The sequence below is a fragment of the Alkalicoccobacillus porphyridii genome (assembly GCF_007293315.1).
GTDB classification, from domain to species: domain Bacteria; phylum Bacillota; class Bacilli; order Bacillales; family Bacillaceae_D; genus Alkalicoccobacillus; species Alkalicoccobacillus porphyridii.
Genome location: NZ_VLXZ01000017.1, coordinates 1 through 12,672, shown reverse-complemented (window position 1 = coordinate 12,672; position 12,672 = coordinate 1). Strand labels below are relative to the sequence as shown.

Sequence of the window (12,672 nt, the reverse complement as noted above, 5' to 3'; positions counted from 1 at the left end):
TACTTATGAGATCAAAAAAATCATTGAAATTAGCATTGCTAATCGCATTTATCCTCATTGTTCCAACGCTGTTCTTTAATTTTATTGGTGGACAGCCAATGCTGGAACGTGAAGTGGCAACTGGTCAGATTGCGATCGTTAATGAGGATGTTGGATCAGATTATAATGAGATGACGTATCAATTCGGTTCCGACATTTCAACCATTATTGCAGATAACTCTGAGTATGAATGGGTGACTGCAAGTAGAAGTGCAGCTCTGAATGGTTTAGAAAATAGACAGTATGATGCTGTCGTTTTCCTTGATTCCTCATTAACTCGTAACGTCTTAACATTTAAAGACGATGAGCCAACTAGGGGCTCCATTCAGTATGAAGTTCAGCCCAATTTAGAAGCAAAAAACCAAGAGAAGGTGCAAAAGGAATTAGCATCGGCTAAATCAAAAATTAATACGCAGGTAAGTAAGCTATATTGGCAAGTTGTCGCAGAGGAAGTTGCGGATGTTCGAGAGAAGTTTGATAATATTCTTGAACGTGAAAGAGACTTCCAAAATGCGATGTATTCCTTTTATACACCGGTGTCCTCTAATCTCACAGACGAGATTAATAGACAAAAGGACGTGCTTGATCAAGCCATTGAGATGACGGATTCGGCTAAGGATGAATCCAATAATTCAATTAATGAACGAGAAGGCGTAGATGATGAAATCCAATCCTTTCTAGACGGTGTCTCCACTTTCCGAGATTATCAAGAGGAGCAAACCGATCTATTACTAAATACAATGCAAACCAACCAAGAGCTAGTATTTACAGGCGCAGGTGATTATGAAGAAGCGGTTATTGCCGGTCTTAGGTCGGTAATAGAAATTCAATCACCTTTAGAAATGGATCAAGTAGATGAAGGTGATATCCTTTCCAGAATTCTTGGTATCCAACGTAGATCTGAACGCAATAATGTCATGGTTGCTGATAGCTATCAATCGATTTTGCAAGCCTTAGAGCAAGCAGATTTGGATATTGACAAGATCACTCAAGAGCAAAGAGACATTCTTTTCACATATAAAAACAGAGCAGATAATAAACAAATAGATGCTCAGCAGAATAAGCTGAGAGAACAGCGTTATAAATTACTCCAAAGTCCAGAAGATGAAGCCAATGATCGACCAGACATGCGGGATGATTGGAAAGAGCTTGAGCTAGAAAGAGGCGAACTATCGGATCTAAGACAAAGTCTCGAGAAGATAAGAGAACATTTAAAGAGGCTTGAGCCTGGTAAAGAAACCGATGAGCCTGAGGACGAGAAAGAAGAGGACAAAGAAACTCCAGATTCAGAAGATAAAGATAAGGACAAGGATAAAGATAAGGATAAGGATAAGGATAGGGAGAAACCGCCAACAGATCCAAAGCCAGAGACTCCTGACCCAGGACAAGAAGCTCCTTCAGATGATCAAGAACAAGAAGAGCAACTTCCTGAATCTGATGAAAATGAAGAAGCAAATGAGGAAGAGTTAACAGAAGAGGAAAAATCGGAAGAAGTAGCTATGGTATTAACTACCTTGCTTTCTTATTCTGATTTTAATGCAGAAACGATGAACAGTCGTTCAAAAAAGAAAAACTTAAATGACGACGAACGCATGGAGTTATGGAACGAGGCAATGCTAGCGCTTGAAAGGCATGAAGAGTTAATTATAGAAGCTGAAGAGGAATGGAGTAAAGATGCAGGTCTATTTAATCAACTCCTAACTAACTATATGGAGCTTTTCACGTGGATTGAAGACAGACTGGAAATTCCAGAGTTTGAATCGGAATTAGAAATGACTGAAAAAATCCGTGACACTGAAAAAGAACTTCGTAAAAGTGGTTATATTCCAGATGAACGTATGAATCAAATAGAAGGCCTTTTTAACTGGCCAATTAATAGCAATGATTTGACTGAATTAACTCAATACTATGCGGAGCTTGTCTCATTTGAAAACATTCTTAGAGAGCTTCATGGTGGTAACGAAGGCATGATGGATCAAATCATTGATGAGCAAGAAGGCGTTGATGATATTTCAAATTCAATTATTCGCCTAAACAATTCAATGGAGGATATCCCAGAAGTAGAAGAAGATTTATTGACGTCGGCTGAAGAAGCAGAGATTGCTCAGGACGAGTTTAATCAATATGTAGAACAAACTCTAGCGATGATCGATGACTATGAAGATGTAGTGGCCTCCGAACAAGATCTAATTGCTGATGAGCTTCAGCAACTATCTGAAAGCAGTAATGGATTCTCTTCTCAATTAAATGAGGAGATGGAGGATGCAGAGTTAAATGAAAGACCAGAGGAACAAAGTGGGGAATTCCTGTTAGCCAATCAATCGAGTACGCTCAGTAATTTGGAACGTATTTCTTCCATTGTTGATTCAATCGCAGACCGTCAGAATAATGTGGTTGGTTATACGGATGAACTCCGTGATCGTGTAGGCTCGGTCCAAGATCAGGCAGATGCTTTAAATAGTGATTGGGCTCAGAATGTGGACACCACCGAACAGGTGCAAGGTGATGTGTATGACATTCTGCAGAACACGATGGTAGATGGTCAGCATAATGACTATGTTTATAGCTATTTAGCTAGTCCTGTTCAAGTTAGTGGCGATACTTTAGGTGAGAGAAGTAGTTCAACCACCCCACCTATTGTCATGCTAGTTATTGTTATGCTCAGTGCACTACTGATTGGGTATTTGTTATATCAGTATTCCAATACAAAAATGGCTTTAAATCTAACCTTGCTTCTTGTGTTGAATTTAATTGTCGGTTTAATTATTAGTATTTATGGATTGAATGTGTATTCAATGAATGATTCCCAATCTATTCAATGGACAGTCTTTACGATTCTATTGTTACTTGTTGTTTCATCACTCGTAAAGGTAGCATTTGAAGTTGGTGCATTCACGGGCTGGATTGTGAGTCTTGCTATTGTGCTCTTCTTTATTAGCCCACTACTAGATATGGCCATGCCGAACTTTACTGTGAATCATCCAATTGCCAATGTATATATGTCCATTCAATTTGGATCAGCGGCACAGTTTTATCCTGCTGTAATATTGTTAGGTGTGTTGGCTACGTTATTTGTCAGCCTTCCATTCATCATCAAACATATAAGAGGAAACGGAACCGATGAAGCCCAACCGAACAAGGCATAAGTCGCTCAGCTGGCTTATCGCCCTAGTCATATTGGTGGCTCCTATAACGGTGATCGCAGCAGATGAACAAGAGTATCAACGAATTGAACCAAATGAATATGTCCAAAAGCAAATTGAAATGAATTTAAGCAAATACGCAGAACAAAACAATCGAAGTGCCAGCTCACTTCCAGAGGAACAACTTATTCTTACGTTTCAACAAGAGGAGCAACAAGCGGAAGACGATTTATGGGCTGAGTTATTTATTAGTCCAATATCAAGTCAAGCCTCTCTCTTAAACGAGGTTGAACGATATGATTTATTTGCCGAAGCATTTTCGACCAGGTCAACTCATGCAGAAAACAATGAGAGTGGTGGGACCGTGAGTATTAGTGTGCTCCTCATTGGAGCAGTCATCGCCTTAGTTGCGCTCCTATTCATCTGGGTTCTACCAAAATTAAATGAAGAGAGTAAGTAGTGTTTTCTGTAGTCTGGGAAAATAGATAATATCATCCAGTCATTTCAAAAATAGTGGGTAAGGTCATTGATGACTTTTCCCACTATTTTTTTGAGCTCATCAAGACCCAGGGCTCTTGAAAATAAAGAAATGCATGCTTAAACTAGCGTAGGAAATACATGGAGAATCCTGTGGGAGGATCACTACGGCCTCAACCAATGAAGTGGTAGGAAGGCACTTCAAGGTCGGTCTACCACGTGCTATCCCGGTGGAGCTTCATTTTCTCCTTCCGCGTATGTTTCCAATCAGACAATTGACCAACATTCCTATTTAAGCGGAATGGCTGCACTGGTTTCCGCGCACGAACTCCGCTTTTTCGCGCATCACATGATGCTTTTCGCGCATTTTCGGGTTTTTCGCTCATTGGCTTGATCTTTCCGCGCATGACCCGATGTTTTGCGCGCATTTTCATTTTTTCCGCGCGCCCCCTGCCTATTGTCGCGCATTTTCCATCCGTGGGGTGGGGATGGTGGTCGATTGGCTGTGCTTACCGACTTAAGCACGAGAGTTTAGATAGTCTTCCTATGTATTTACTGCACTTTACGATAGCGGAGCCACCCCCATCTATCACGCGCTGTTTTTAACAGCGTTGAATGACATGCTATACTAAATAAAGAAGTGAAATGTAGTTATATGATAGGAGAGAATATGTATGTATAAACTAGTTGCTATAGACATTGATGGAACCCTTTTAAATGATCAACACGAAGTCACAGAAGAGGTAAAAGAAGCATTACATGCTGCTAAAAAAGAAGGAGTCAAAATCGTCTTATGCACAGGAAGACCCATTGGTGGAGTGCAACGGTATTTACAAGAGTTGAATCTGGTAGAGGAAGGCGATTACGTCATTGCTTATAATGGAGCTCTTGTTCAGAATGCACACACAAAAGAAGTGGTGTCAGAATTAACACTTGAATATAAAGATCTTAAACGGATGTATGAGCTTAGCCTTGAGTTGGACTGTCCAATGCATTATTTTGATTCGGCAAATCTCTATACACCCAACCGTCAAATTAGTACGTACACAGTTTTAGAAGCTCATTTGACTACTGTACCCTTACATTATCTTCCGGTAGAAGAGGCGCCTCAGCATATAACCATTCCAAAAATGATGTTTATTCACGAGCCTGAGAAATTAGATCAGGTCATTAAGAGAATTCCAGAAGACATTAAACAATCGTATATGCTTGTTAAAAGCGCCCCATTTTTCTTGGAAATTTTAAATCCTAGCGTAAGCAAAGGAAACGCCGTAAAGCTATTAGCTGAGGAATTAGGAATTAAACAGGAAGAAATCATGGCTCTTGGGGATAATGGGAATGATGTAAGTATGATTAAGTTTGCGGGCTGTGGTGTGGCAATGGGAAATGCGATTCCAGAAGTAAAAGAAGTGGCAGATCATATTACCTCCTCAAACAACCAGAATGGGGTCGCACAAGCTATACGCGAGTTGATTCTGGAACAGGCATCCATTAAATAATATATGGAATCAGCATTTATCTCTGCAGTTAAATCCATTTTATGGATCTTGATTGTTCTAGTCTCTGTCTATTGCTTTGTGACATTTAATGATCCTGTTCGCGGTGGAAAAGGGATATGGTTTTTACTGGCGGCTCTACTACTTGCCTGGTATGTATTAAATAGTATACAAAAAAGAATAAATAAAAACCGAAAATAACGCTAGCGTTTCACTTATGCATGACGGGGTAATAATGAACTATTATCTTTTTATAAGCAAAGGGTGAAACCACGTGGATGAACAGGAAATTGTATCTTTGGAGCAATGGAAGCATGATTTAGAGAAGGAGCTTAAGCTTTTTGAGGAGCAAAAGAAAATGATCACAAGTCAAATAGCTAGTCTTAAAGCCAAAAAAGAGATCATACAGCAAGTATCAAACACATTTGATCAAAGAGAAGATGATTTGGATCAAGCAGAGTTTGAACAACACTTTGAAATGCAATCAATTAATGATGAGCTAGAAAGATTAAATCTAGATTTAGAATATGTGACTACCTCAAATCATGCAAATGCAGTCTACAATGATCTTGTGATTCAGCAGATTGAACAAAAACTATTAGAATGGGAACAACGAGTTTAATATTAGAAGTCATATTTTTATCGTTGCAAGCATATAAATAGTAAGGGGAGAGTGGTGTAACCTAAGGGGGGATAATCTGTGAAACTAGTTTATTTTTATCTTATTCATCCTATCTTAGTAAAGACCTTTGCAAAACAAATTGAATTGCACGAATTAATTATTCGCGAGAACACATTAGAGACGATGTAAGCCATTGTGGCTTATACGTCTTTTTTTGTTTGTAATGAAAAGGAAACGGGAACTAGCTAAGAAATAAAAGGAACAGGGGGAGTTTTTAATGAGTCAAAATCATACACTAACAGCCTATGACCAAGTGAAGCAACAGATAAGAGAAGCAACAGATCACTTAGATATTAGTCCGATTATAAAGGATTTGCTTAACCAGCCTAAACGAGTGTTGCAGGTTTCCTTTCCTGTGGAGATGGATGATGGAAGTACAAAGTTGTTTGAGGGCTATAGAGCTCAGCACTTGGATGCACTAGGTCCATATAAAGGGGGTCTCAGATTTCATCCAGAAGTAGATTTGGAAGAGGCCAAAGCTCTGGCGATGTGGATGACATTTAAATGCGCCTTGGTACAAATTCCTCATGGCGGAGGAAAGGGTGGAGTGGTGTGCGACCCAAATGAATTGAGTGATAGAGAAATAAAACGGTTAAGTCGTGCATTTATGGAAGCGGTTCAAGATATAATTGGTGAAGACAAAGACATTATGGCACCTGATGTTAATACGAATTCTACACTTATGGGCTATATGATGGATACATACGCAAAAAGAAGGGGGGGAACGGTTCCGGGGATTATTACTGGAAAACCCCCTATTGTGGGTGGTTCAGCTGGACGGAATATAGCCACAGCCCAAGGAGCAGTTTATATTGTTAACGAACTGCTTAACGATTTAAATAGAACGAAAGAAAACACAACCATCGCCGTGCAAGGCTTTGGCAACGGAGGAAAAATTGCAGCAAGACTACTTTATGATCTAGGCTATAAAGTGATTGCAGTCAGTGATTCTAAAACAGGTCTTTATCATAAGGATGGATTAGATATTCCCAAAGTACAACAAGCGAAAGAAGAAGGGGACTTAGCTTTGCATAAAAATGCCCAAAGATACGATCATCCTGATGATCTTCTATACGCTGAGGCTGACATTCTTATTCCCGCTGCATTGGATGGGGTTATTCATACTGAGAATGCTCATGATATAAATGCTGAGATCATTGTTGAACTAGCTAATGGACCAACCACTGTAGAAGGTGAGAAGATCCTTACACAGAAGGGCAAACTGGTTATTCCAGATATATTGGCTAATAGTGGCGGGGTGATCGTGTCCTATTTAGAATCAGTACAAAATCACATGAATTACTATTGGTCTGAGGAAGAGGTATTGAAGCAGATGAAAGAAAGAATTCTGGAAAGCTATAAGAGCATACTGGTTTATGTTGATCAGTATGAAACGACATATCGGACGGCCGCTATGATAGCTGCCATCAAGCGAGTAGAACAAGCGATATATGCGAGAGGTTGGGTATAACGTTTGTGATTTAGGCATCGGGGTATCCATATAAGTGAATATATAGTTAGAAAGGAATGAATGAACAATGAAAATATTTGTTGTAGGAGCAAATGGTCAAATAGGAAAACAAGTCGTTGAAAAAATCCAGAATCAGGGCAAGCATACAGCTAAAGCAGCTGTTCGTAAAGAAGAGCAGCTTTCATATTTCCACGATCTTGGTGCTGAAACAGCGTTAGTTGATTTAGAAGGAAGCATTGAAGATATTGCAGAAGCTGCCAAAGGAGCAGATGCAGTCGTTTTTGCAGCGGGTTCAGGTGGTAAAACAGGTCCTGACAAAACAATCCTAATTGACATGGATGGCGCAATTAAAACAGTGGAAGCCGCAAAACAAGCAGGTGTGAAGCGTTTTATCATCGTAAGTGCGATAGGTGTACACAATCGTAATACATGGAGTGACGAAATTAAGCACTACAGTGCAGCCAAGCATTATGCAGATGTATGGTTAGAGGAAAGCGGTCTGGATTATACGATCATCCGACCTGGTCTGCTAACTAATGATGCAGGTACAGGGAAGGTGAAGGCAGCCTCCGACTTAGAACGTGGAGAAATTCCGCGAGAAGATGTCGCAAATACGATTATCGAATCACTAGATGAAGACAGCTCAATTAACAAAAGCTTCGATCTGGTCTCCGGGGATTCAACAATTAAAGAAGCACTGCATAGTCTTTAGATAAAGGGTGAAAACCATTCAATCTGAAACCTAGAAGTGCCGAGCAATTAAGTGGTTGACTTAGTTGTTCGGCTTTTTTCTAGGTCGTTAAGTGAACGACCTATATAATCGGCATAGGGGAACGTCAATCGTTAAAATTTGTAAGTAAAGATGGGTTGGTTTTCTTATAATGCTCTTTCCTTTGTGTAATATTGCCAGTATGAAATTCAAGCAAATGTCCGTCCGGATCTCTAAAGTAGATTGAGTCACCTTCTCCTTCAACAGAACGATTTCTCCCCGGAAGAATGTCTGCATCTATACTTTCTAATAGTAGTCGCAGTCTAGTTAAATCTTGCGAACGGACAGAGAACGCAACATGTGTGTATGAATCATAGATGTCCTTTCTAGGAATACCATCCTCCAGATTTAAGGCGATCCAAAGCCCAGCTACTTCAAAATAAGCTGTTTTCTCACCATGCACAGTTGGAGATGCCCCTAAAATGGCTTGGTAAAACCTAACGGAACGAGCCATATTAGTTACAGAAAAAGTAATGTGTCCAAGCCCTTGAATCATATCTCACCTCAAATTAAATGTACTCCATATGAATATACATGAAAAACCTCATAGTATCTTGTAAATAATAAAATTTTTATAAATTAATATAAAATTAAGGTTGTTTTTTTTAGAATGTGGTATTTATAAATAAGTAATATATTGTAGTAAGGGGGAACAAGCAATTGATAATAGATCAAATTCAATTTCTCCAAATCGTAAATGACTTTGAAGAAAAGCTTGGTAGAGAACTAACATCTGAAGAAATAGAACTTCTATACACCATCCTCCATAAGCAAGAAATAAATTAGTGAGGGTCTCCGTCTCACTTATAAATCCGTCTTTTTTTGCTCCTTCTTTTTTTTGGTGCCATTATTTAAAACATACATAAGAATGTTTATTTGAGCTTGTCGACAGATTCTACATTTGTCGGCAAGCTTTTTTTGGTATGAAGGGAATATCTGAGTGCTCTGCTGTGTCAGCCATCATCCTGATCGAGGGAATTCGCAATGAACACCTCTAATAACTTTACATAAAATTCACAAAACAAAGAACATAGATTCATATTCTATCAAAAAATAAAGCGTAGCATATTGAACAAGAGGGAAGAAGGCAGGTTTTAAAAAGGAGGTGGGTCTATCATGAAATTTTTAGTAACAAATGATGATGGAATTTTCAGTCCTGGCGTAGCGGCTTTGGTAGAGGTATTGCAGCATTTTGGAGAGACTATCGTTGTTTGTCCAGATCAGAAAAAAAGTGGGGTTAGTCACTCTGTTACACTGCGTCAGCCACTAAAAGCAACTGTTGTAAAAGTATTTGGAGACAATGTTAACTCATGGGCAGTAAATGGTACTCCAGCTGATTGCATTAGGCTCGGCCTGGATGTCTTGACGGATGAAAAACCAGACGTTGTTATATCAGGAATGAATATTGGTGCCACAGTGGGCAGAGACATTTATTACTCTGGAACCATGGCAGCGGCTGCTGAAGCTTCACTTTACCAAGTGCCAGGGATGTCTATCTCTGTAGATAGAATGTCTGATGAAGATATTAAGTTTCAACATCCGAAATACTTGCTTTATGGACTATTAGAAAATCTATTTAGTCAGAGATTACTAAAACATGTCTGTTTAAACATTAATGTACCCTACCTCCCTAAAGATGAATGTAAAGGAATTGTTTCTGTTCCTCCTGATATAAGTGTGAGTCGCTATAAATACGTTGAATTAAATGATACAGACGGCTGTGTTTACTATTGGGTAAAGGATCGCTTAAAGGAGCCTATGATTTATCAAGAGGGCCTAGACTTTGCCAAGCTAAAAGAGGGATATATTACGATTTCACCACTTGAAGGGAAGCTATCTCAAAAGAAGCAATTGAAACGTCTGGAAAAGTGGTTTCCGCAAACAGTTAGTCCAATCAAATAGATGGAAGGAAGCCAAACATAAGAAGAGTTAAATAGTGAATTGATAAGAATATTGGAGGGGCTATTTTCACTTGTGAAACTTTTGTAATGAATGTGTAAATTGAGGCTTTTAGATAATATTGTCGATTACACTGGAATGAAAGTTTTCTATTGCAGGAGGTTTTAAGTGAAAATGGGTAAGAGTAAACGTAGATTATATGTAAGTATGTTAGTAGCCACAACTGTTATAATACCTACAATGGATGTTCATGCAGAGCAAGACGATCTACAGAATGAAGGAGTGTTTCAGTTACAAGAGGGAACAGAAACAGTAAATGATCTCCAGCCTCAAGAAGAAGACACTACTGAGCTCGAGGACATTCGAGAAGAGCAAGCTGAACCTGAACAGATTGAGCTGGACATTCCTGATGAGACATTAAAGGGTATTCTTTTGAAGCAGGTTCAATCGAATGGGTTTGAGCAACTTACTCAGGAAGCACTAGAGAGTATTACTGAACTAGCAGGAGCAAGAGGTTCAGGTATTAAGAGTCTTGAAGGCCTACAATATGCCAAGCATTTAAGCATTGCTGATTTAAGAGAAAATCAAATTACTGATCTTACGCCGTTAGAGAGCTTAACTGAGCTTGAAGATTTACGGATAGCATCTAATCAGATTACAAGTGTTAAAGCTTTAGCAGATCTTACATTAATGAAACGTCTAGATTTACGTTCTAATAGTGTAAAGGATCTTTCTCCATTAAGTGAGCTGAAACAGTTAGAAATATTAGATCTTCGAGAGAATGGCTTATCGGACATTCGTGTCGTGGCATCCTTTTCTCAATTAAAAGAATTAAATTTACGTGAGAATGCAGTCAGTGACCTTCATCCGATTCGTGAATTAGTTGAGTTAGTTGAACTGAATATACATACGAATGAGGTTCAAGATATTAGTCCATTAGAAGAACTAGTAAAGCTAGAATCTATTACAATGAGACGAAACCAGATTTCAGATATTTCCGTACTAGCTAATTTACCTTTATTAAAGGATTTAAACTTAAGAGATAATCAAATTACTTCTATTGAATCGTTACGTAACCATCAATTTCTAACAGTTCGTTTAAACCTTCGTGATAATCCAGGTCTAACTGATTTTACACCGGTTGCTTCTTATTATGATCAGATTGAAGATGTGGACTTTGTGATTCCTAAGATACCGACGGATCTATCCGATCTTGATCTACTTGATGGTGATAGTCGTATTGCTAGTTTAACAAAACGTTTCCTACAACATAATCAATATATTAATCAACCAGATGTGCGTCAAACAAAAATGAATTTACTTGGAGCCAGCCCCTTTTCTTTTTACCGAGGTTCAGCTCACTTATTCTTTGAAGATGCAGCAGCAGATGGTCTGATTGTACCTGATTCATGGAGGGGACAGCCTTCGTTAAACACATGGATTACAGGTGATTGGCATATTGAAAACATTGGATTCTACGGAAATGGTCTAAATGAAGCCATCTTTGATTTTAATGATTTTGATGAAGTGGCCGTTGCTCCATATTATTATGATTTATTACGGTTTGGAACAAGCCTTTATCTACTTAATGATGTAGCTCCAGGATTACAGCTTGACTATGAAGAAATGGAAGAAGTAGTTATAGCATTTAGTGAATATTATAAAGAGGCTTTAGAAGATGTCATTGGTCAGGACGTAGATGTACATGATTTCCGTTTCACCCATGATAAGCTTTCTGGGCTTGTAGGCGCCACTGCTTCTGAGATAGCAGGACTGGATCGGTTTGCGGAGCTTGGTAGATGGACTCAGATTGTTGACGGGCAAAGAAAAATGGACACTTCCAATGCCAGACTATCCGATATTACAGATGACGAACGTGCAGAGATTGTTAATGCATGGGATACGTATCTTGAAGCATTGGATGATAAGATCATTGCTGAAGTGGGCGAAGAATATTTTACTATTAAAGATGTAGCCAGACGAACGGATGCTGGTTTAGGAAGCTTAGGAACAGAACGGTATTATGTTCTGATTGAGGGTGAATCATCTGGGCAGCATGATGATATCATCTTAGATATAAAATCACAGCTACCTTCAGCTGTAGATAAAGCTAGTGTAGGTCAAACCCAGGCATATCCTACACACGCTGACCGTACAGTGGCAGGCATGCGTGCATTGCATAACTATCCTGATATCCACTGGGGAAGACTTATTGGTGAGCAGCATTCTTATTTAGTGAAAGAACGCTCGAGCTATAAGGATGAATTTGATCAATCTTCTTTTTCATATACAGACGATTTGGATTCATTTATCTATTACAGTGCAAAGGCTTCTGCTTATGCGCATGTAAGAGCAGCTGATTCTTTAGGAATAAACGAATTTGCCTCAGCGGCTTATTCTTTAATGAATGAAGAAGCATTTGATCAGCAATTTGCAGACCTTTCTCTACAATATTATGGACAAACGTTAAAGGATCATGAAATCTATTCTACTCTTTACCAAAATGGTGCATTTTCCGAAGAGGCTTTTGAAGATGTCCCTGATAATGGAGAGACACCAACACCAGAGCCACCACCGGGCGGAGGAGAGACACCGACACCAGAACCACCACCGGGCGGAGGAGAGACACCAACACCAGAGCCACCACCGGGCGGAGGAGAGACACCGACACCAGAACCACCACCGGGCGGAGGAGA

The 12,672-nt window shown here is 39.3% G+C and carries 10 protein-coding genes; 9 read left to right on the top strand and 1 reads right to left on the bottom strand.

Going from position 1 to position 12,672, the window contains the following annotated elements; translation table 11 throughout:
- The first annotated feature begins 5 nt into the window (after positions 1 to 5).
- The 6 genes from esaA to FN960_RS18790 all read left to right on the top strand — a co-directional run bounded on the left by esaA (position 6) and on the right by FN960_RS18790 (position 8,020).
- Entirely contained in the window at positions 6 to 3,185 is a 3,180-nt protein-coding gene (gene esaA, locus FN960_RS18815; protein WP_143850420.1) for a type VII secretion protein EsaA, read from the top strand.
- Positions 3,160 to 3,642, top strand: coding sequence for a type VII secretion protein EssA (gene essA, locus FN960_RS18810; RefSeq protein ID WP_143850419.1), 483 nt, complete (start codon positions 3,160 to 3,162; stop codon positions 3,640 to 3,642). Before esaA ends, essA begins: the two co-directional genes overlap by 26 nt.
- Before the next feature lie 691 nt (positions 3,643 to 4,333).
- Entirely contained in the window at positions 4,334 to 5,158 is an 825-nt protein-coding gene (gene yidA, locus FN960_RS18805) for a sugar-phosphatase (RefSeq protein WP_143850418.1), read from the top strand.
- A gap of 271 nt (positions 5,159 to 5,429) precedes the next feature.
- Positions 5,430 to 5,777: a hypothetical protein gene (locus tag FN960_RS18800; protein ID WP_143850417.1), complete on the top strand. Its 348-nt coding sequence runs from the start codon at positions 5,430 to 5,432 to the stop codon at positions 5,775 to 5,777.
- Positions 5,778 to 6,054: 277 nt separating this feature from the next.
- A complete protein-coding gene (locus tag FN960_RS18795; protein WP_143850416.1) occupies positions 6,055 to 7,308 on the top strand; it encodes a Glu/Leu/Phe/Val family dehydrogenase in 1,254 nt (417 codons plus the stop codon).
- A gap of 67 nt (positions 7,309 to 7,375) precedes the next feature.
- The gene (locus tag FN960_RS18790; protein ID WP_143850415.1) at positions 7,376 to 8,020 is read left to right on the top strand and encodes an SDR family oxidoreductase; all 645 of its coding nucleotides are present in this window, start codon (positions 7,376 to 7,378) and stop codon (positions 8,018 to 8,020) included.
- A gap of 124 nt (positions 8,021 to 8,144) precedes the next feature.
- Here FN960_RS18790 and FN960_RS18785 read toward each other — a convergent pair whose 3' ends face one another.
- Positions 8,145 to 8,573 carry a VOC family protein gene (locus FN960_RS18785; protein ID WP_143850414.1) on the bottom strand — a complete coding sequence of 143 codons (429 nt, stop codon included), beginning with the start codon at positions 8,571 to 8,573 and terminating at the stop codon, positions 8,145 to 8,147.
- A gap of 164 nt (positions 8,574 to 8,737) precedes the next feature.
- Here FN960_RS18785 and FN960_RS23260 point away from each other — a divergent pair, with 164 nt between their 5' ends.
- From FN960_RS23260 to FN960_RS18775, 3 genes are all read left to right on the top strand, one after another.
- On the top strand, positions 8,738 to 8,863 hold the full coding sequence (locus FN960_RS23260) for a hypothetical protein (RefSeq protein ID WP_260682067.1): 126 nt from the start codon (positions 8,738 to 8,740) through the stop codon (positions 8,861 to 8,863).
- A 330-nt stretch (positions 8,864 to 9,193) separates the two neighbouring features.
- Positions 9,194 to 9,979 (top strand): 5'/3'-nucleotidase SurE, encoded by a 786-nt coding sequence (surE, locus tag FN960_RS18780; protein ID WP_143850413.1) that lies wholly within the window; start codon positions 9,194 to 9,196, stop codon positions 9,977 to 9,979.
- A gap of 171 nt (positions 9,980 to 10,150) precedes the next feature.
- Positions 10,151 to 12,672, top strand: a 2,522-nt coding sequence (locus FN960_RS18775; RefSeq protein WP_260682072.1) for a DUF2252 family protein, incomplete at its 3' end; no start/stop codon positions are given.

Coding starts and splice junctions, on each gene's coding strand:
- essA (WP_143850419.1), top strand. CDS start 3,160: ATGAAGCCCAACCGAACAAGGCATAAGTCGCTCAGCTGGCTTATCGCC.
- FN960_RS18790 (WP_143850415.1), top strand. CDS start 7,376: ATGAAAATATTTGTTGTAGGAGCAAATGGTCAAATAGGAAAACAAGTC.
- surE (WP_143850413.1), top strand. CDS start 9,194: ATGAAATTTTTAGTAACAAATGATGATGGAATTTTCAGTCCTGGCGTA.
- FN960_RS18795 (WP_143850416.1), top strand. CDS start 6,055: ATGAGTCAAAATCATACACTAACAGCCTATGACCAAGTGAAGCAACAG.
- yidA (WP_143850418.1), top strand. CDS start 4,334: ATGTATAAACTAGTTGCTATAGACATTGATGGAACCCTTTTAAATGAT.
- esaA (WP_143850420.1), top strand. CDS start 6: ATGAGATCAAAAAAATCATTGAAATTAGCATTGCTAATCGCATTTATC.
- FN960_RS18785 (WP_143850414.1), bottom strand. CDS start 8,573: ATGATTCAAGGGCTTGGACACATTACTTTTTCTGTAACTAATATGGCT.